Source organism: Ectobacillus polymachus, assembly GCF_048159605.1.
Classification (GTDB): Bacteria; Bacillota; Bacilli; order Bacillales; family Bacillaceae_G; genus Ectobacillus; species Ectobacillus polymachus.
Window position 1 is genome coordinate 519,789 of sequence record NZ_JBLREB010000001.1, and the last position, 20,669, is coordinate 540,457.

Annotated in this window: 20 protein-coding genes, 1 tRNA gene and 1 pseudogene; 18 read left to right on the forward strand and 4 right to left on the reverse strand. The window is 37.7% G+C overall.

Translation table 11 applies throughout. The features are described from left to right. Nucleotides 1-309 precede the first annotated feature (309 nt). The 4 genes from ACM5BR_RS02590 (at nucleotide 310) to ACM5BR_RS02605 (ending at nucleotide 2,279) form a co-directional block, all read left to right on the forward strand. On the forward strand, nucleotides 310-642 hold the full coding sequence (locus ACM5BR_RS02590; RefSeq protein WP_416825629.1) for a PadR family transcriptional regulator: 333 nt from the start codon (nucleotides 310-312) through the stop codon (nucleotides 640-642). Further along, the gene (locus ACM5BR_RS02595; protein WP_416825630.1) at nucleotides 639-1,214 is read left to right on the forward strand and encodes a hypothetical protein; all 576 of its coding nucleotides are present in this window, start codon (nucleotides 639-641) and stop codon (nucleotides 1,212-1,214) included. The genes ACM5BR_RS02590 and ACM5BR_RS02595 overlap by 4 nt, the downstream gene beginning before the upstream one ends. Before the next feature lie 341 nt (nucleotides 1,215-1,555). Further along, nucleotides 1,556-1,726 carry a hypothetical protein gene (locus ACM5BR_RS02600; RefSeq protein ID WP_416825631.1) on the forward strand — a complete coding sequence of 57 codons (171 nt, stop codon included), beginning with the start codon at nucleotides 1,556-1,558 and terminating at the stop codon, nucleotides 1,724-1,726. Then, nucleotides 1,713-2,279, forward strand: coding sequence for a hypothetical protein (locus ACM5BR_RS02605; protein WP_416825632.1), 567 nt, complete (start codon nucleotides 1,713-1,715; stop codon nucleotides 2,277-2,279). Before ACM5BR_RS02600 ends, ACM5BR_RS02605 begins: the two co-directional genes overlap by 14 nt. Nucleotides 2,280-2,880: 601 nt before the next feature. Here the strand turns inward: ACM5BR_RS02605 and ACM5BR_RS02610 are convergent. Then, nucleotides 2,881-2,953 (reverse strand) — tRNA-Ala (locus ACM5BR_RS02610). Between the two features lie 132 nt (nucleotides 2,954-3,085). After that, nucleotides 3,086-3,622: an HXXEE domain-containing protein gene (locus ACM5BR_RS02615; protein WP_416825633.1), complete on the reverse strand. Its 537-nt coding sequence runs from the start codon at nucleotides 3,620-3,622 to the stop codon at nucleotides 3,086-3,088. A gap of 311 nt (nucleotides 3,623-3,933) precedes the next feature. On the opposite strand from ACM5BR_RS02615, the gene ACM5BR_RS02620 reads away from it, so the two are divergent. From ACM5BR_RS02620 to ACM5BR_RS02640, 5 genes are all read left to right on the forward strand, one after another. Continuing rightward, nucleotides 3,934-5,133 carry an MFS transporter gene (locus ACM5BR_RS02620; protein WP_416825634.1) on the forward strand — a complete coding sequence of 400 codons (1,200 nt, stop codon included), beginning with the start codon at nucleotides 3,934-3,936 and terminating at the stop codon, nucleotides 5,131-5,133. 119 nt (nucleotides 5,134-5,252) lie between these two features. Continuing rightward, entirely contained in the window at nucleotides 5,253-5,594 is a 342-nt protein-coding gene (locus ACM5BR_RS02625; protein ID WP_416827815.1) for an ArsR/SmtB family transcription factor, read from the forward strand. 13 nt (nucleotides 5,595-5,607) lie between these two features. Next, nucleotides 5,608-5,760 (forward strand): metallothionein, encoded by a 153-nt coding sequence (locus ACM5BR_RS02630; RefSeq protein WP_416825635.1) that lies wholly within the window; start codon nucleotides 5,608-5,610, stop codon nucleotides 5,758-5,760. A gap of 213 nt (nucleotides 5,761-5,973) precedes the next feature. After that, complete coding sequence (locus tag ACM5BR_RS02635; RefSeq protein WP_416825636.1) at nucleotides 5,974-6,540, forward strand: hypothetical protein; 567 nt, start codon at nucleotides 5,974-5,976, stop codon at nucleotides 6,538-6,540. A 425-nt stretch (nucleotides 6,541-6,965) separates the two neighbouring features. Further along, nucleotides 6,966-7,724: a TrmB family transcriptional regulator gene (locus ACM5BR_RS02640; RefSeq protein WP_416825637.1), complete on the forward strand. Its 759-nt coding sequence runs from the start codon at nucleotides 6,966-6,968 to the stop codon at nucleotides 7,722-7,724. A 141-nt stretch (nucleotides 7,725-7,865) separates the two neighbouring features. Here the strand turns inward: ACM5BR_RS02640 and ACM5BR_RS02645 are convergent, their stop codons facing one another. Further along, entirely contained in the window at nucleotides 7,866-9,035 is a 1,170-nt protein-coding gene (locus ACM5BR_RS02645) for an MFS transporter (RefSeq protein WP_416825638.1), read from the reverse strand. Nucleotides 9,036-9,482: 447 nt separating this feature from the next. Between ACM5BR_RS02645 and ACM5BR_RS02650 the strand changes: the two are divergent. The 4 genes and pseudogenes from ACM5BR_RS02650 to ACM5BR_RS02665 form a co-directional block, all read left to right on the forward strand. Next, nucleotides 9,483-9,779, forward strand: a pseudogene (locus ACM5BR_RS02650) (cytidine deaminase); the annotation flags it as partial. A 65-nt stretch (nucleotides 9,780-9,844) separates the two neighbouring features. Beyond that, nucleotides 9,845-11,026 carry a NupC/NupG family nucleoside CNT transporter gene (locus tag ACM5BR_RS02655; protein ID WP_416825639.1) on the forward strand — a complete coding sequence of 394 codons (1,182 nt, stop codon included), beginning with the start codon at nucleotides 9,845-9,847 and terminating at the stop codon, nucleotides 11,024-11,026. Between the two features lie 280 nt (nucleotides 11,027-11,306). Beyond that, on the forward strand, nucleotides 11,307-11,666 hold the full coding sequence (locus ACM5BR_RS02660; RefSeq protein ID WP_416825640.1) for a P-II family nitrogen regulator: 360 nt from the start codon (nucleotides 11,307-11,309) through the stop codon (nucleotides 11,664-11,666). Nucleotides 11,667-11,671: 5 nt separating this feature from the next. Beyond that, nucleotides 11,672-12,973 carry an ammonium transporter gene (locus ACM5BR_RS02665; protein ID WP_416825641.1) on the forward strand — a complete coding sequence of 434 codons (1,302 nt, stop codon included), beginning with the start codon at nucleotides 11,672-11,674 and terminating at the stop codon, nucleotides 12,971-12,973. Nucleotides 12,974-13,021: 48 nt separating this feature from the next. Here ACM5BR_RS02665 and ACM5BR_RS02670 read toward each other — a convergent pair whose 3' ends face one another. Next, the gene (locus tag ACM5BR_RS02670) at nucleotides 13,022-13,570 is read right to left on the reverse strand and encodes a pyridoxamine 5'-phosphate oxidase family protein (protein ID WP_416825642.1); all 549 of its coding nucleotides are present in this window, start codon (nucleotides 13,568-13,570) and stop codon (nucleotides 13,022-13,024) included. 266 nt (nucleotides 13,571-13,836) lie between these two features. Here ACM5BR_RS02670 and ACM5BR_RS02675 point away from each other — a divergent pair, with 266 nt between their 5' ends. From ACM5BR_RS02675 to ACM5BR_RS02695, 5 genes are all read left to right on the forward strand, one after another. After that, complete coding sequence (locus ACM5BR_RS02675; RefSeq protein ID WP_416825643.1) at nucleotides 13,837-15,546, forward strand: ABC transporter ATP-binding protein; 1,710 nt, start codon at nucleotides 13,837-13,839, stop codon at nucleotides 15,544-15,546. Nucleotides 15,547-15,578: 32 nt separating this feature from the next. Beyond that, nucleotides 15,579-17,414 (forward strand): ABC transporter ATP-binding protein, encoded by a 1,836-nt coding sequence (locus ACM5BR_RS02680; RefSeq protein WP_416827816.1) that lies wholly within the window; start codon nucleotides 15,579-15,581, stop codon nucleotides 17,412-17,414. Nucleotides 17,415-17,638: 224 nt separating this feature from the next. Continuing rightward, nucleotides 17,639-18,202 carry an FAD-dependent oxidoreductase gene (locus tag ACM5BR_RS02685; protein WP_416825644.1) on the forward strand — a complete coding sequence of 188 codons (564 nt, stop codon included), beginning with the start codon at nucleotides 17,639-17,641 and terminating at the stop codon, nucleotides 18,200-18,202. 240 nt (nucleotides 18,203-18,442) lie between these two features. After that, a complete protein-coding gene (locus tag ACM5BR_RS02690) occupies nucleotides 18,443-18,976 on the forward strand; it encodes a YceI family protein (RefSeq protein WP_416825645.1) in 534 nt (177 codons plus the stop codon). 173 nt (nucleotides 18,977-19,149) lie between these two features. Beyond that, on the forward strand, nucleotides 19,150-20,592 hold the full coding sequence (locus ACM5BR_RS02695) for a DEAD/DEAH box helicase (RefSeq protein WP_416825646.1): 1,443 nt from the start codon (nucleotides 19,150-19,152) through the stop codon (nucleotides 20,590-20,592). Nucleotides 20,593-20,669: the final 77 nt, after the last annotated feature.

Genomic DNA, 20,669 nt, shown 5'->3' on the forward strand with positions numbered 1-20,669 from the left:
GTCTGTTTTTCGTATGGCATTTTGCCGGTAGCACTTCCTTTTATAAAGGTTTTTTTCCGCCATGGATCTTCAAACATAAAAAAAGCCCCCTATTATGAAATTAGCCTGTAATAAAAAACGTATGAACAAAGCGTTACGCTGTTTTAAACCTGACATGTACGTTGTCACCAATAACTTAGCCTCAAAGGTTGGTAAACCAATCAAGTAAGCTTATTTTATTTCTTTGAGAAATGGTATTGCCATTTTCACTACTTTGTAATACTATATAGCTGTACTTAGCGTTACAAAGTAGATGGTGGTGAGATATATTTGGAAAATCTTAGCGAGATGCTTAAAGGTATTTTAGAAGGTATTATATTGGAAATTATCGGACGAGGCGAAGTATATGGATATGAAATTATGAAAAAGCTTCAGCAACTTGGATTCGATGGCATAGCTGAAGGAACCGTGTATACAATTCTTGTTCGGCTTGAAAGAGGAAAAATGGTTCATATTACAAAAAAACCATCGGATATTGGACCGCCGCGTAAGTTTTATTCGCTCAACGAAGTGGGAATGGAAGAACTAGCGAAATTCTGGGAGAAATGGAAGTTCATTAATGAACGAATTCAATTATTAAAAAATGGAGGGCATGAATCATGAATATAAGTAATGAAACGAAGAAGAAAATGGAGATTTTTGCTCGAGAACAATCACAATTTTATTTGAGTGATGCTGAGCTTAGCTATATTGAGAGATTACGCAAGAAGGGTGTTCAAACGATGGGAAAGGTGTCCGAGAAGCTTTCACTTTTCAAAGGAACATCTGATAAAAGTGCAGAAGCGCAAGGTGATATGTTACTTTATATGAGCGATTATATGGAGGATTTAATGTCGCAGGGTATGAGTGAACTAGATGCTTTTGAAAAAGCAAAGCAGCAACTTGCCTTTGAAAGTAAAAGCGTAAATAATGCTGATTTGAAAGAGAAATATCTTCAATATTATGAAAATTTAACACCTGAATATTATGAAAAAGTCGGCTTATTTTACGGAGGTTTCGTTATTCTTGGATTAACTATTGGTGCATTGCTTGGATTTCTCATGAGCGGTGGTGTACCAACTTTTCTAAAAGATGGGTGGATTTATACACTTGTTGGATGTGGAGTAGGGTTGATGTTAGGTGTAGGGCTAGGGCTTATCAGTAATGCTATCATTGTGTCTAAAAAAAATTTATAGATTAAGTTTTTATAACTTAGCTTTCGTACTCAGAAAATTTTGTTTTTATCCGGGACGAACTTGGGCAAAGAGAGTCAAAAAATCTTGAGTAAATGATTGTGGGATTTTATCGCTAAGCCATTATATAAAAGTTGAGAGGGTACCAAGGTACCGAGAAATCCGTTAACTTAAGAGATTTATTCTTATTGCTGGAAAGATTAAAAATTATAGTATGCACAAATTTATTACACAATATTCCATTTTATGAAAATATTTATTTATGATTGTTATAATTTCTTGTATACTAATAATAGCTAATGGGAACACTTACCCTTATTATAAATAATAAGGGGGGTGTTTATATGACGAATAACAGGGAGGAAAAGGATATGACTGCCGCTACAGTATCCAATCAACCATACCAACCTTTAAACAAAGATAAAAAGGAATTACTCAAAAATTTTATTGGTTCTATTTCGTCTAGATTAGATTTAAATGCTGTTAAGGATGAATGGAAGAATGATCATAACTGATTTCAATAATGATACTTTTTCTGGATTTGAAGATGGCGAGAAGGTATTGGTAGATACTGGAGTTATACTTGCTTTAGCCAACCAATATGATACTTGGCATAACACAGTCAAAAATTTATTTGAGAGCTATATTTTGAATGATGAATCGGACGAAAAGCCATTATTTTTATTTATTAATCCTACAATTTTAAATGAGATAACTTTTTTATCAGGTAGACCATTCGAAAACTATAAAAAGAATCATACTCACATAGATTTTTCAAAAGTAAACGCTGAAGTAGTTATTGATGAAACGGTAGATGGCATAAAGAATTTGATTGAAAATGATGTACTATTAATAATTGATGGGAATAAAGAATCATCTCTGAAACAAATAGAAACATACAAGATATTAGGTTCAGCTGATGCAGTAAATGCTTCTATTGCTAATCAATTTAATTTAAGTTTTTTAACAATAGATATAAAATTGGCAAATAATTTATATAAGATTAAACGTAATATACCAAATGTATCTAAAGTCTATTTTACTACACCTACACATAAAAGTTACTAAAGTCTCCCTACATTGATTTTGTAATGGAGACTTTTTATTTCTTATCAATTAGAATATTCTCAGAATTTCATCAGTTGATAATAGAATCGAATTTGAGGCTTTTCTAACAGAGATATTATGGTTACTCCACAATTATTTGGCAGCTGCAAAAACTTTAATTGATCATTGGATCATTTAAATGAGAAAGAAGAAAACATAAAACTACTACAATTGATTTCAGAATATGCAGGGATTGTCATTGAATTTCAAGATTGGTTTCATAAGAAACAACTTGAAATACATAGTGATTCAATAAAAGAATTTGAAAGACTTCAAGAAGAGTACTGTATACTTTGCGAGAAAGCTGGAATAATGATATGGACATCGACAGGTGCTTCTGTTGAATAAAGGAACACAAAATAATTTCAAAATTTATATAATACGATACAAATTTTAATGAAGCGTGTTAATCACTTTTCTCAATGTAAAAAAATTATTTGTAAGTCAGAGGAATGTATAGAAAGTGATAATAAATATCTTCCCAATTTAGCGAATGTTCCCGGTAATTAATAAAGCCACTCCTGAATTAATCAAGAATGGCTTTATATCAACATTTTTTAGATGGAGCATAGGGGGCTCGAACCCCTGACCTCGACGCTGCCAGCGTAGCGCTCTCCCAGCTGAGCTAATGCCCCGTATGTAAATAATATTCTATTAAGGAGTATACAATAAAATGGTAGGAAAAGAAAAGCTATAATGTAAATAGATAATATGTCTTTTTTTCTTTATTAAACGTAAGTACTACTTGCAATAGATAAATAGAATTTTTATACTACTTTTTTCCCAATCCAATGAGCAAATATTGCTAAAGGAATAATTAAAAGACCGAGGGGTAAACATACAAAAATAATGTTCCATGTTATGATTTCATTAACTAATAATGCATTATACAAAACTAAACTGTATGGAATGATGATAATCATTGATGTAAATGCACCCGGAGTTATGGAACGAAAAAATATAGACTGACCAATGTGAGTAAAGGCATGTATAAAAAAAGCCAACGTAACAATTATAAAAAAATAAATATTATCAAATGCTCTTTGATTCACATATTGATTCGCCATAATAGTTGAACTACTTACAACTAAAAATATAACTAATACTGCTACTGCAAACTGTGCTGTTGACATAGAAAATTGCTTGATTACTCTATCAGCCAATTTTTTTGGTAATCTTTCATAAAAAATACCTGAATTCTTATTAAGAAATTTCTCTAGCATAATAATTTCTTCAAAGTCGTGAAAAATAAACAAAATAGGAAACATCCAGATAAGTGTTTGAACATCAAACCATTGTTCCATAATCTCCCCCATTTTTTAAACCATCTTATTTTCTAATTGATCCGTATTTAATTTTAACATATAATTACATTTGCGCTTCAAAAAAACTGAAATATTATAATATTCAAACAAGATACATGAGATGATTTGTTTTATTAAGATCTATCTACCATTTTGAGAAGCGAGAAATGATAAAAAGAAGATGGGAGCTTAATAAAATCAAATTCCGATAAAGCTCTATGAAACAAGGAGAGGTTCATGTAGGAGGTGTCAGTCCAATGTGAGTCCATTTTCGCTAAATCTATTACCTTAAAAAGCGAGGGTGGAAAAATATGAAACGTTCTTTTCATTATTTATGGATCGGTCAAAGCGCTGCGAATGCGGCTGATATTTTGCTGATTATGGTTGTGATGACGCTGATGTATAGGGTGACGGGGAAGGCGTCTGTTATGGCGGCTGTTCCGTTGCTTTCGATGAGCGCACGGTTTTTAAGCGGGATGGTATCTCCTATTTTCTTAGATAAATATGGTTTGAAGTCATTGCTTGTAAGTTCACAGGTTGGTAAGACAGTGTTTCTTCTAATCCTGTGTTTATCTTCCTTTAGCATGGCTGGACAATCAGTCTACCTTATTTTAGCTTTACATGTTTGTATTTCTTTTTTTGATGGATGGGCTGCGGCGAGCCGGAATGCAATGCTACCTTATTTAGTTACTACGAATCTATTAATGAAGGTGAATAGTTTTGTTGCTGCAGTAGATCAGAGCGTGCAATTAGGCGGTTGGGCATTAGGCGGGATTATTGTTGCTTTCTTTGGAGTAAGCTATACGCTCGTGCTTATTGTTTGCTTCTATTTGGCTTCTACTATTTTGATGCTGCTACTTCCAAGTATTGATGACAAAAGGGAAAAACGGAATGTGGGAGAGTCCTTGAGCGAGGGCTGGCGATATATAGGGAGTGTGCCATTTTTGTTTTGGGGAACCATAAGCGGTGGGCTTAGTATGCTTGGAGGCGGTGTGTGGATTGCAGCTATCTTATATGTCTTCATACAGAAGGTACTGCATACGTCGGAAGTCTGGTGGGGATATATTAACGCTTCGTATATGGGCGGACTTCTTTTGGGAAGTTTGTTTATTATCAAGGTCAGTAAGCAAATTGGTACGAGAAGAGGTGTGCTTTTGTTTGAAAGTGCAATGATGGCAGGCAGCACGTTTCTTTTTGGTATCGGTATTGGACCGATAGCCTGTCTTCTATTTTCGGCTTTATACGGTTTTTTTGAGCAATTTGTAAACATTCCCTATCAAACGATGCTGCAAACTTATGTGGACCGTAAGAAACTTGCGAAAGTATATAGCGTGACTGATATGGTTGGAACGGTTATGTTTGGACTTTCTACCATTACAATGGGTATGGTATCTGACAACTTTGGAGTTCAAACAAGCTTTTACTTAGGTACATCAATCTTACTGTTCTCCTGTTTTGGCTATGCATTGGCTATAAAATCGAACTGGAGAAATACGGAACATATACGTTAGTTAATAAGGTTTGAGTAAAACTCCTGTTTAAAGCAGGAGTTTTGTTTTTCAAACTAGACATCATAAACAATTACACTATATAATGTAATTGTGGAATGGAGGAGGATGCAATGGATAAAATGATCTGTAGTTGTACCCCTAAGCCTCAACTAACGGAACGTCCCTTATTGAATATAGAAAGTGCCGAAAATTTAAGTGAAACATTTAAAATCTTATCAAACGGGACTCGTCTTCGAATCTTACACGCTTTGGTTCGAAAATCAAATTTATCCGTTAGTGAGATAGCCGGACAGCTCGAAATGAAACCTCAAGCCATTTCCAACCAGCTTCAACGCCTGGTGGATAAAGGGATTATACGTTCGTATCGTGAAGGTAATTTTATTCGGTACCGAATTGTTGATACGTGTGTCATTAACCTTTTGGACCAGGGGCTTTGTTTAACGGAAGATTTGCCAAAATAGGAGGAGATTTAGGATGGAAAAGTGTGCACGCCCTAATTGTAATTGTCTTGTAGGTGAAAACAAAGTAGAAGTAGAAGGAAAAGTTTATTGTAGTCAAGAATGTGCAAATCATTGTACAGATGAAAAATGCGTATGCCAATCTTGCAAATGTGACAAAGCTGTTTAATACAGTTGTGGTTCTTGGTTAGGATTGTAGCTATTACATAATGGCTGCAATCTTTTTTTGTTTATCAGTTACTATAAGTGTTGTTAAACGACCTGGTGTTTTTTGCATAAATCAATCTCCTGTAAACCTAAAATTGATATAATAAAATATAACACATTGTTGTGTAATGGAAAGGGGAAGCAAGTTGAATTTGATGAGGTGGGGGGTAAATAGATGCCATATTTTTGGAGTAATTTTATTGCTTCAGCATTTGGAGCATTTGTAGGTGGACTTATATCATTTTTTATTTCGAAGTGGACGTTAAATAAAACGATACTATTAAATGAAAAATCATTTGTTTTAAAATTTAATAGATCAATCCATTACTTTGAAAAATATATTGTAATTTCTCGTAAACTTTTAAATCTTGGAAAGATAGATCCTAGTAAAGAACAAGAAATTATAGCAGATTTTCATGAATTAAGGGAGTACTTACTAAAAATCAGTTCTTGTTTTATTGATCTAGAAGACAATGAAAACTTTGAAGAAAAGTTAAAAGGTGAATACATTACAATATTTACTGAAGATAGTCCTTCATTATACTTTAAAAAATTGAATGCGTTATTTTATAAAACCATAGCATTATACAATCACCTTATTGATCTTTATAAAGATTTTATCCCTGAATGTATTCCGGACAAAATTGAGATGGAATTACTTATACATGACGATCATCATGAGGTAATATTGCAAGATTTAGAAAAGACTTTTAAAAGAGTAAAAAAAGTGATATGTATATAAATCCCACCATCCATTTGGAGGACACTGAACGATACGTAAAGCCTTGTTCAGTGTCCTTTTCAATTTGGAAATCTGCAAAGGGAGGGGATTGATTGAAAAAGTATAAAAAGTGTCCTTTTCTTTTTGCAAGTGTATGCGGAAGTGTACTAGGGCTCATTTTATTATATTTTACCACTGGAAAATTCCAGTGGAGTTTTTGGATTACTTATGTTTTAGGTAGCGTGATAGGATAGTTTATCTATAATCGGCTTTCTAAAAATCATGATAAGGATTGATGAACTACCGATTAAAAAGAACACGTACCGTAAAAGCTGACATAAAAGGTGAAATTGTTCTAAGATACTTTGAAAAACAAGATGCAAGATTGGAAAACATGCTACTATAGGTAGTAGTTATGCTTATCCAAACCGTTTTTAGGAGGAACCATGTTACAAAAATTCGGGTTTTCACAGTATGAAAGTCAAGTTTTTGAAGTTCTTGCATCCAGTGAGGAACCAATGGATGCGACGAACATCGTGAAATATTCAGGTGTACCGAAATCTAAAATATACGAGGTAATCTCGCGCATGATCGAAAAAGGGATGGTCCTTGATTCAGTATCTGAGAAGAAAAAGCTGTATACCGCATTGCCGTTGCCGATCGTGATCGAAAAACTGACGACTGAGTTCCAGGAAAACGTTCAGAAATTAAAAACAAACACCACAAAGAGAGCGTTCTATGACGAACATGTCTGGAGTTTAAAAGTGGATTCGTCTATCCGTGCACAAACGAGAGAGCTTCTTCAAGGAGCGGAGAAATCCATAAAGGTTTCCGCTTGGCAGGATGACGTTCTGTACTATCTGCCATTGCTTGAAGAAAAAGAGAAGCAGGGAGTGGATGTGGAAGTTCTGGTGGTAGGTGAGCTGAAGTCCAATCTGTCCCATGTATATACGGTTATCCCCACACAGGAGCATTATTCGCTAGAACGTTTTCGCTTAGTTGCCGTGGATGAGACAGAAGTCCTTTTTGCAGGGATGGAAAATCAAAGCTGGCAGGCGTTAAAAACAAAATCGAGGCCGTTTATCAAAGTGTTTATCGAGTTCTTTTATCATGATGTAGCACTTGCCAAAATTACAGAAAAGCACTCCGATCTAATAATGAATGATGAAGAGATTAAAAGTGTTTTGATGAAGTTAAGGTATTAAAAAAGAAGGTTAAAGGGGGCTGCTGACAAACTCCTCGAGGTAGCTAACTTTTTCTGAGTATTTTTTAAAGCCTGTGTAGTACGATAGACTACACAGGCTCTTTTTACGTTGGAGGTTTAATTCTCTTATGATGGGAAAACACTAGCTAATTGTATGTTCCTCATTTGAAGAACGCTCTTTTTTAGCCATTGAAAAAACAGCTGTTCCAAGTGCTAGTATGACTAACACTCCGCCTACTGTTGCATTCATTTCTACTGACGCGTTTTCAATCACGATTCCGCCGATCATGGACCCGAAAGCAATGCCAAAGTGTATCGCAGAATTATTTAAGCTTTGCTGGATATCCGATGTTTCAGGAGAAGACTCGATGAGATAACTCTGCATAGCAGGGGTGATCGCCCAGCTGAGCATGCTCCACATGATCATGACCGCTAAAAATAACGGAAAAGCAAACGTTGTATAGGGAATCATAAAGATTGAAATGCAAAATAATACGATTACAGCCAAAATGGTTGGCTTCGTGCCGAACCGGTCTGCAAGCATCCCTCCGAGTCCGCCGCCGAACACGGCTGCTACACCGAAGATCAGGTATACGATGCTCACCCATGTACCATTAAGCCCGAGCGCCATCTTTAGGAAAGGCGTTAAATATCCGTATAAAGTAAGATGGCCAGCCAAGAATAGAAATGAAGTCAACTGAGCAAACAATACTCTTCGATCTTTTAATGTACCTAGCTGTTGTCTGATCGGGATCGTTGGTTTTGGAGCAAGCCGTCCCATAAAGAAATATACACCGAGTATGGACAAAACAGTTAGCACCACAATCAAGATGAACGGAGCACGCCAGCCAAAAGCATTTCCGAGCATTAGGCCAATCGGTATGCCAAGTACGAGTGAGGCGCTTATTCCCATAAATACGACGCCGATTGCACGAGCACGGTATTTTTCATCCACAATTGTTGAAGCAATTGTTACACATAGTACGATGAGCAATGAACCGCTTGCAGCAGACAGGATCCGAGCGATTAATAGCATCGTATAAGAAGGACTCACGATCACCAATGCGTTCCCTATTAAGAATACCAATAAAGCTACAAGGGTTAAACGCTTTCTCTCTACTTGAGCTGTTATCGTCAGCAAAATGGGAGCTGCAACCGCAAAAACGAGGGAGAACACCGTAATGAGGAATCCGGCTTTCCCGAGGCTTACTCCTAGATCTTCTGAAATAAGGTCCAATATCCCACCTATGATCAACTCGACCATTCCAACGACAAATGAAACGATCGTCAATAAATAAACACGTTTATTCAAATTTACCCACCTCTTTTTTAAAAAAGTTACTCCTATAATGGTAACCTATAAAGAAAGGGGTATCAATAACTAATTATAGCCAAATAATAGAAGATTATTATGTTTGAGAAATCGATGTAGGATGTAAATAAGCTGTATATAAGTGATTCAACAATGCTATTAGGCGGAAAATAACCGTATATAGGGGTAGTGACAGCTTCGCTAGTGCTACCCCATTTATTTTAAGATTTTTTTATTGTTCACAAATTTTACCTATTGAAAACGTTGTCATTTTTTGTTGACTTATGTCGAAAACCCGGATATATTTATCATTGTCAGAGGTCATACATCCTACAACATTATACTTTACGATATATTGATTCAAACTCTAGCACGTATGAAATACACTATTGGAGGCAGAATTTATAGATATCCAGTGCTTATCAATAAAGCAATTGAAGATCGTAAGCAAGCTTATTAACAAAAAGCGATCAAGTATATCTTGGCAGCAATATTGATAGCGCTTCCAATAATCTAGAAAACTGTGCAGAACGAACAACTTTATTTAAAGTGGCTACAGAAGGCGAAAAAGACATTGCAGTATTTGCCGGCGACACTGACGGCCCTATTTCTCCTTGCGGGGCATGCCGTCAAGTTATAGCGGAATTTTGCGAGAAAGATACTCCTCTGGCGAACTTAAAAGGCGACTTTACAGAAATAAGCGAATTGCTGCCAGGAAGCTTTTCATTTAAAGATTTGAATTAATAATTCTATCAACATTATATCTTTCCATAAAAAATACTATATCTTTATAATTTGGAGGAATTTAAATGTCGATTTTAATCGCTATTATAGGTATTATTATATTATTTGGGTTATCTTGGTTAATGTCAAACGACAAGAAAGGTATCAACCTTCGAGCAATCAGTATTATGTTGGGTCTACAGTTATCCATTGCGTGGTTCATGCTTAACACTTCAATCGGTCGATCAATCTTACAAGCAGTAACAAACGGATTCAACAAAGTATTATCCTTTGGTGGAGACGGAATCAGCTTCGTTTTTGGTGGATTAGCTAAGCAACAACTGTTCTTCGTAAACGTATTAATGCAAATCATATTTGTAACAGCAATCCTTGGCATCTTGACTTACACTCGCATCTTACCACTAGCTATCAAATATATTGGTGGATTTGTTTCTAAAGTAACTGGTTTACCTAAAATTGAATCTTTCGTAGCAGTAAACTCAATGGTATTCGGAGATACATCAGCAATCCTTTCAGTAAAATCATTCATACCTAAATTATCTGGTAACCGTTTATTCATTGTTGTAACATCTTCTCTAGTAGCTGTATCTGCTTCAATCTTGGGAGCATATATGAGCATGGTCCCTGCAGAGTTTGTTTTAGTAGCATTACCAATCAACGTATTCTCTGGTTTAATCTTCAGCTCAATTGTTTGCCCAGTTCGTAAAGAAGCAAACGATGAAGAAATCGATTTTAATGAAATAATGATCCCCGAGAAATCACTGTTTGAAGCAATTGGTAACTGGACGCTTTTAGGAGGCAAGACCGCATTGATAGTGGGTGCGATGCTTATCACTTACATTAGCTTAATTTCAATGGTAAACTGGATCTTTACTTCAATCTTAGGAATTAGCTTCACTAGTGTTTTAGGTTATGGGTTTGCTCCAATCGCTTACATGATGGGTATTCCTTCATCTGAAATCGTACAAGCAGGTTCTGTAATGGGTACTAAAGTTGCGGCTAATGAATTCGTTGCAATGCTTGATTTCATGAAAATGATTCCTCATATGTCACATAAGACAGTTGGTATCGTGTCGGCATTCTTAATCAGCTTTGCAAACTTCAGCTCGATTGGTATCATCCTTGGTACTGTACAAGCTATCAGCCAACAAAAGGCTTCTGAGCTTGCTAAAGTAGGTTTGAAGGTATTGTTAGTTGCTACAATGGGTTCAATCTTAACTGGTACTATTGTTGGTCTATTCTTGTAAAATGGGAGCTTCGGCTTGCAAGATTTAGAAAAGATTTTTAAAAAAGTAAAAAAAGTGATATGTATATAAATCCTATCAGATATATAGAGGACACGGAACGATGCGTAAAGCTTTGTTCGTGTCCTTTTTTATTTCTATCTTAATGATTATGTAATTCCACAAACAACGGAATTATATTTTTGAATTTTCGAATTATCAAATTTTTGTTGACAGGGAATAATCCGCCGTTATAATAAATATCATGAGATGTTAGAAAACCTAACAAGGAATGGTGGAATTGATGAAAAAGATTGAAGCAATTATTCGACCAGAGAAAATTACAGAGACAATTAAAGGCTTGCGAAATATAGGAATTACCGGCTTTACTGTATCTCAAGTAGTAGGTAGAGGAAAGCAGAAGGATCAGCAGGGGGTATATCGTGGGAAGAATTATAAAGTGACGCTTCATCCGAAGGTCAAGCTGGAAATTATTCTTTCCGATTACATGGTGATGTCTACCGTTGAAGCGATAATGGAGCATGCGCATACGGGTGAAGATGGGGATGGCAAAATTTTTGTGTTTCCGGTATACGAAGCGTACAACATTCGTACGAAACAAATGGACGAAAGTATTGACGAATTAGTCGAGCGGGGAGAGTGACAACGATGGAACAACTGTATATGAATACGATTTGGGTTGTCCTATCGGCAGCCATGATCTTGTTTATGGAAGGCGGATTCAGCTTATTGGAGTCGGGATTTGTCCGGACAAAAAATGCAGTGAATGTAACGATGAAGATTTTTGTGGATTTAACCATCGGTGCACTGGCATATTGGCTCATTGGATTTGGTGTCATGTATGGGAAGGATGCATTTGGTGCAATTGGTACGAATTTATTCGGTAGTCCGGATCACATTGTTCTTTCGATTCCGCTGCCTAGTGCTGCTTATGTATTGTTTCAAATTGGGTTTGCGGTAGCGTGTATTTCCATTGTTTCTGGTGCGGTGGCAGAGCGTATGAATTTTAAAGCATACTTAGTAACGGCTGCCCTGATTACAATCGTTGTGTATCCACTATCAGGCCATTGGATTTGGAATAGTAACGGCTGGCTTGCAAAGCTAGGTATGAAGGATTTTGCGGGATCCGCTGCAATTCATGCCGTAGGTGGATTTGCTGCTTTAGCAATGGCGAAATATCTTGGACCGCGTAAAGGTAGATTTAATACAGATGGCAGTGCAAATGTATTTGCACCAAGTAATATTCCCCTTGCATCAGCGGGAGCTTTTATTCTATGGTTTGGCTGGTTTGGGTTTAATGCTGGAAGTACATTAGATGCATCAAGCGCTGCTCTTGCTCCGATTGCTATCAATACGATGCTAGCAGCTGCGAGCGGTGGTACGGTTGCTTTATTTTTAACAACAATGAAGTTTGGAAAAGCTGATCCAAGTATGACGATTAATGGTGTGCTATCTGGATTAGTGGCAGTTACAGCGGGCTGTGCTTATATTTCCGAATGGAGTGCAGTTATTATTGGTTTACTTAGCGGTATTATCGTAATATATGCAACGTTGTTTATTGATAATTTGAAAATTGATGATCCGGTTGGTGCAGTAGCGGTTCATGGTTTTAACGGTGTGTTCGGAACGATAGCGGTTGGCTTATTTGATTCAAAACAAGGGCTGCTTACGACAGGTCATGTTGGTCTTCTTGGGGTCCAGCTTCTTGGTGCAGTGGTTGTCATTGTTTGGGGGTTCATTGGTGGTACATTTATGGCGAAGGTATGCGACCTAACGGTTGGGCTTCGGGCAAGCGAACGGGAAGAGGAAGAGGGTCTCGATATGTCTTACCATGGCATTCCAGCATACAACGAGCTTGAACGATTTACAGATTTACCTACAAATTTATATGATTTTGAAGAAACGACAGGTATTACGGTAGAACGTGGTAAGAAAGAAGTAAGTGTCTAAGAAGAGAAGCAAAGGGAAGCTGTCTGTAATGAAAACAGACAGCTTTTTTTACAGATCATCCTGAATGGTACGGCCAGGGTAAAATTTGCTGGATTCGATTCCTTTGTTTTCTTTTGCCGAAATGTGAGTAGGGACGATTTTATACACCGCCGTTTTACTACCAAGTGACGATTGATATTTTTCTACGTGGCTTTGGGCAAGGGGGGAGTTGTAGTAGCCTGGAACATATTTATTTAACAGCTGCTGCAGTGAAGCAGTGGCCTCCTCTAGGCTAGTCACGATTTCGACTAGACCAAATAGGATAACACTCATATAGACGGTATCGGTATGAGCCGGAATGGGATTGACCAACGTACCATTCTCCTCACTTACGGTAAAACAGGCATTGGCATTATCTTTTATCATCTCAGTCTTTCGTCCCTCCGCTGCCCCGTGAAAGTAAATGGCATCTTTCCACCATATATAATTTAGCGGGACAACATACGGCGTCTCCTTATTTGTGAGTCCTAAATAGCCTGTTTTAGCTTCGGATAAAAATTGGTTTATTTTCGCTTGATTTGTGACTTCAAGCTTTTTTTGACGGATTGGATCGTTCATAGAGCATTTCTCCTCTCTTGGTATAAAATTCGGATTATTCTGACATGTGATTGTACATATTATAACGAAAGCTAAGAAGAAATGTAAGAGAAATCGAGTGGTGAATAGGAAGGTGGTATTCCTTTTGAATAGAACGTTTACATATGTGACATTTATATAAGAGTACCACCTGGGAATCACATATTTTCACGGAAGTGTGGATAGCTTCGGATTCGCGAGATTGGTAGAATGAAAACAAAAGTCTGTATATAGACTATGGGGGTAATATGAATTTGCACCGTAAATATATTAAGGCTTATTGGAAGCCTTTTAGCGTAGCGATTGCTTTTTTAACGTTTGAAGCATTGTGTGACCTGATGCAGCCAACATTATTATCGAAAATCATTGATATTGGCATCGCCAATAAAGATATGAATTATGTGTTGAAATACGGCGGGATTATGCTGATCATTACGTTGCTTGGTGCAGTTTTTGCTTCAATGCGGAATGTTATATCCAGCTATGTTTCGCAGCATTTTGGAACAGATTTGCGTGCAGATTTGTTTCGGAAAATTCAATCACTATCATTTGCGAATATGGATGAATTTGATCGTGCTTCCTTGATTACAAGGTTAACCAATGATGTGACACAGGTTCAAATGTTTGTGAATGGACTTATGCGGATTTTTGTGAAGGCGCCTTTAATTGGAATCGGAAGTCTGATTTTGGCTATTCGTTTAAACCCTCATTTAGCCGTTGTGCTAGCGGTTATTGTTCCAATCGTTGCCGCGCTTATTTGGTTAAACATGAGAATCGGATTTCCGTTTTTTATTAAAGTACAAGGCGCTTTGGATCGTGTCAATCGTGTGATAAGAGAGTATTTGTCTGGTATTCGGGTTGTCAAAGCTTTTAACCGTTTTGATTACGAGGTTGATAAATTTAAGGCAGTAAATGAGGAATATCAAAACAGATCCATTACCGCTCTGCGTGTTATGGCTGGTTTTAACCCAGCAATTGCGCTTACCGTGAATCTTGGAATTGTGGCGGTACTTTGGCTTGGAGGACTTGGCGTAAGTCAAGGAAATATGCAGGTAGGCCATGTTATTGCATTCATTAACTATATTACGCAAATATTATTTTCCTTGATGATTATTTCGATGGTGTTAACAATGTTTGTGCGGGCGAGAGCTTCCTATAATCGGATTGGTGAAGTGTTTTCACAGGAAAATCAGATGACCTGGAGTGAGCAGGACAGCGCACCATTAACAGGAAAAATTGAATTTGAAGATGTCAGTTTTTCTTATGAGGGAGGCGACCCTGTTGTTAGTCATATAACCTTTCACTGCATGCCTGGGGAAACAGTTGGAATTATTGGCTCAACAGGCGCAGGAAAAAGTAGCCTTGTAAATTTAATTCCGCGTTTTTATGATGCAACGTCTGGCTGTATCAAAATAAATGGAGAAGACATAAGGGAGATAGATCCGAAAAGATTGCGAGATAAAATCGCGATTGTCCCACAAAAAAATGTTCTATTCACAGGTACCATTCTCGATAACATACGATGGGGTAAGCAAGATGCGACAAAAGAAGAACTCTTGCAAGCCGCAAAGATGGCCGAGGCACATGCGTTTATCACTTCCTTCCCGGAAGGCTATGAAACGAAAATAGGTCAAGGCGGTGTGAATCTTTCTGGTGGGCAGAAACAGCGGCTTGCCATTGCGCGGGCGATTGTAAGAAAGCCGGAAATTCTTATTTTAGATGATTCGACGAGTGCTGTCGATGTAGCGACAGAAGGAAGAATTAAGAAATCGCTAGCTGCCTATACTTCGGTTACACGCCTTATTATTGCCCAGCGGATTAGCTCGGTTATGGATGCAGACAAGATTCTTGTATTAGATCACGGTGAAATCGTAGGTATGGGTAAGCATGAAGAGCTAGTTAAGAGCTGCAGCATGTATCAGGAAATTGCTCAATCTCAAGCAGGCAAGGTGGTGTAAGGATGGCCCGGTCAAAAGAAACACAACAGCCTATGCAACAGGCGTCTTTACCTGGAAGAGGAATGCGACCTGGCGGGAGCTTTGGCGGACATCGGGGAAGAGGCCCTGTTGTAAAACCGAAAAATGCAAAAGGAACATTCAAGCGTTTGTGGCTTTTTTTAGGAAAGGAACAAAAGCTTTTACTGCTTATTTTTTTATTTATTATTTTTGATTCATTGCTCACACTTGCAGCGCCGTATTTAATCGGCCGTTCAGTCGATGCTATGACACCTGCTAGAAATGTGAATTTCGGGATGCTTGGCAATGCTATTACGGCATTAGTACTGGCATACTTTATGGATGCTGTTCTTACGTTTTTACAAGGCTGGCTGATGGCGGGTGTTTCCGGACGAATTGTTATGAATTTAAGAAAAACCTTATTTGATAAGCTGCAAAAGTTACCGGTTGGTTTTTTTGATACACGGCCAAATGGAGATATTATGAGCCGCTTATCGAATGACATCGATAATGTAAGCACGACGATCTCACAGTCAACTACACAGCTGATGTCTGGTGTTATTGTACTGACTGGCTCCTTCGTCATGATGATTGTACTTAGTCCACTTTTGACGCTAGCAAGTCTCATTACGGTTCCTATGGTGTATTTCCTTACGCGGATGATTGCTAAAAAAACAAGTGTACTCTTTAAAGGGCAGCAGATGCAGCTCGGAATGCTAAACAGTCATGTCGAAGAAACGATTTCAGGTTGGAATGTTGTCAAAGCCTTTAACCATGAAGATAAAGCAATTGAGGAATTTGATGAGGTAAATAAAGAGCTTTGCAATGTAGGAATGAAGGCGCAAATTTGGTCAGGATTTTTAATGCCCATTATGAATGTGATCAATAATATTGGTTTTGCAATGGTTGCGATTGTCGGCGGAATACTCGCTGTGAAAGGTATGATTACGGTTGGGGTGATTGCAAGCTTTCTCAGCTATTCTAGACAGTTTGTTCGGCCGCTAAATGACCTTGCAAATATTTTTAATACGTTACAATCGGGTCTAGCTGGTGCAGAGCGGGTATTTGAAGTTCTTGATGAAGAAGAGGAGAAGCCAGACGTCCCGGATGCTGTTGCCTTAATGAATCCAAAAGGGCAAGTCGTGTTTGAAGATGTAAGCTTTGGCTATCGTTCGGATGTACCCATCTTAAAGCATATTAGCTTTACATCAGACGAAGGCAGCAGTACGGCACTTGTCGGACCGACGGGGGCAGGTAAGACGACGATTGTGAATTTGCTTACCCGTTTCTATGACGTATCAGCTGGGAGAATTACGATTGATGGAAGGGATATTCGCGATTATACAAGAGATAGTGTGAGAAGATGCTTTGGCATTGTCCTGCAGGATACGTATTTATTTTCCGGCACGATAAAGGAAAATATTAAATATGGGAACCCTGAAGCTACCGATGATGAGGTAGAAGATGCAGCACAAATGGCAAATGCAGATGAATTTATTAAGCGTCTACCTGATCGATATGATACATCATTGGCAGAGAACGGTGGGAATTTGAGTCAAGGCCAAAGACAGCTGCTAGCGATTGCAAGGGTAATTCTGGCAAAGCCTTCGATTCTTATTTTAGATGAGGCGACAAGTAGCATTGATACGCGTACGGAACTTCATATTCAAGATGCTTTACTGCAAATTATGAAAGGACGTACGAGCTTTATCATCGCCCATAGGCTAAATACGATACGAGATGCAGATGCGATTATGGTGATTGACCACGGGGAAATTGTAGAGCAAGGCAGCCACTCTTCTTTGCTAGAAGAGAAGGGGGCATATTACAATATGGTTCGGCATCAGATGCAAAATAGTATAACGGAATAATAGATGTAGAAAAGGTATGGAATCGAAAGAATCTATACCTTTTTCTTTTGTAAAAACAAGTTTTACGAGTAGTGCAGGGCAGAAAAATTGACTATCTAATCTATAAAGAATACGATTGATATAAGAGTTTTTTACCTAGGTAAGAAACACTTATACATACAACTTAGAAAGTACAACTTAGTTACATGATGTGTGTCAAAAAAGATAAAAGGGAGCGGTGTAACATGTATGATATTGCGATTATAGGAGCTGGTTCTGCAGGAGCAAGTGCAGCACTGTTTGCTGCAAGAGCTGGAAAAAAGACAGTAGTACTTGATCATGGTAAAAGTATGACAAACCGCGCATGGATTGAAAATCATTATGGGGTACTAGAAATTTCAGGGCCTGAACTGCTTGAACTAGGAAAAAAACAAGCAAGTAAGTTTGGAGCAGAACTTGTTGAAGATAAGGTTACCAATATTGTTAAAGCGGAATCCGGATTTCAAATCCAAGCAGAAAATGGATCATATGAAGCCGGGCATGTCATTCTTGCAACAGGAGTATCCCTTGATCTTGCAGAAAGCATTGGATTGAAAACAAAACCAGGAACGGAACCGCGAATTAAGACAGTTCTTGATGTAGATGCAGAAGGGAAAACAAATGTAGATGGCATTTGGGCAGCAGGCACAGTAGCTGGTGTAAGCCTTCACACGATTATCACTGCTGGAGATGGAGCAAAAGTAGCCGTGAATGTAATTAGTCAGATGAACGGAGAACGATACGCAGATCACGATATACTAAAAAAATAAGACATATAGCAAAAAAGACAGCATAATAATACATGTAGAAAAGGTATGGAATCGAAAGAATCCATACCTTTTTTACATGTAATGATGATTATTCCTGTTATTATGATATTAACACATAAAATAATAGTTTATTCAATTTAGTAATTGACATACTTAAAGTAAGTAAATATAATAAGAGTTGTAATAAGGAATTATATCGTTGATTAAAACGTATTAAAATAAAAATGGGGGTATTTAAAAATGACAATGACAAAATGGGCTTTAGATCCAGCACATACGGATGTAGATTTTTCAATTAGACATATGATGATTTCTAAGGTTAAAGGTGCTTTTGAATCTTTCAGTGCAGAAATCGAAGCAGATCCAACAGATTTAACAACTGCTGCTATTACTTTTACGGTTGATTTAGAAAGCATCAATACTCGTAACACAGATCGTGATAACCATTTACGTTCCGCTGATTTCTTTAATGTGGAAGAGACTCCAAAGCTAACATTTGTAGCAACTAGCATTGTAAAAACTGGTGAAAATGAATATGAAATGACTGGCGATGTAACTCTTCATGGAATTACTCGTGCTGAAACATTTGATGTAACATATGAAGGATCAGGAAAAGATCCATGGGGAAATGAAAAAGCTGGCTTTGCTGTAGAAGGAAAGTTAAAACGAAGTGATTACAGCCTAACATATAACGCTGCACTGGAAACGGGCGGTGTATTAATCGGAGACGAAGTGAAGATTTCTATTGAACTTCAAGCTGTTAAACAAGCGTAATGATAGGAAATAAGAATGAGGCTGGCTGAATGAGTCATGGAAATATGACTTGCATGAGCCAGTCTTTTTTTGAATCTCGTTATTCATGTTTTTATAGGGAAACTTCCATTATAATAAAACATAGGAAAGTTGTATTTTAAAAAGAAACTATTACAACAAAACGAGGTTATCCTATGAGTCAATATTTTACCGATTATTCACTAAGTGAGGAAATCATTCAGGCGCTTGCCCTCTTACATTATGAGGTTCCAACAGAAGTACAGCAAAAGGTTATTCCAGAGGCACTTAAAGAAAAAGATGTAATTGTTACATCGCAAACGGGAAGCGGGAAGACAGCAGCTTTTGGTATCCCTATTTGTGAAAGAATTGAATGGCAAGAAAATAAGCCCCAAGCGTTAATCCTTACGCCTACACGCGAGCTTGCGGCTCAGGTGAAGGAGGATATTTCTCAAATTGGCCGATTGAAGCGAATAAAAGCAACAGCCATTTATGGAAAGCAATCCTTTGCTTCGCAAAAGCTTGAACTCAAGCAAAAAACACACGTCGTTGTAGGAACGCCGGGCCGAGTACTCGATCATATTGAAAAGGGGACCCTTACGTTAGAAAAACTGAAATTTCTCGTGATTGACGAAGTTGATGAAATGCTAAGTATGGGCTTCCTCGATCAAGTGGAAGCTATTTTGCAAGCATTGCCTACAACTAGAGTTACGATGGTTTTTTCGGCAACCTTGCCAAAGGATGTTGAAACTCTTTGTCATCAATATTTGAACAATCCAGCCCAAATAAACATACATCCGGCAGAAACATCGACATTACGAATTGAGCACTCGCTATTGGAAGTAAAGGAAGAGGACAAGCTCGATCTTCTACGGAATATTACAATCGTCGAAAACCCCGATAGTTGTATCATCTTTTGCCGAACACAGGAACAAGTAGATCATGTATGGGAGTATTTAGAGAACCAACAGTATTCATGTGATGAAATTCATGGTGGAATGGTACAAGAGGATCGATTCGCGGTAATGAACGATTTTAAAAGAGGTAAATTTCGTTACCTAGTTGCTACAAATGTTGCAGCAAGAGGCATTGATATTGAAAATATAACGCATGTCATTAACTACGATTTGCCGCTGGAAAAAGAAAGCTATGTGCACCGAATTGGGAGAACAGGCCGTGCAGGAAAAGAAGGAAAAGCCATTTCCTTTGTTACTCCTAATGAGGAATCCTATATAGAAGAAATTCAGCAGTATCTTGGCTTTGCGATAACAAGAAGAGTAGCTCCTTCCAAGGAGGAAGTGGATAGATGCCAAGCTGCCTTTGAGGTAAAAATGAACAAGCGTCCGCAACTAAAACAAGATAGAAGTGCAGAGCTCAATCAAGACATTATGAAGCTGTATTTTAATGGTGGAAAAAATAAAAAATTGAGGGCTGTCGATTTTGTAGGGACCATTGCTAAAATTCCGGGTATGACTGTAGATGACATCGGAATTATTGCGATTCAGGATCATTTTACCTACGTCGATATTTTAAACGGAAAAGGTCCATTGGTTTTAAAATCTATGGAATATACAACGATAAAGGGTAAGCGATTAAAGGTGAAAGAAGCGCATCGGTAATCAAAAAGGTATGGATTCGAATGAAGCCATACCTTCTTAGTTAGGAGTAATCATTTGCATTTGGAAGTTGTTCCATT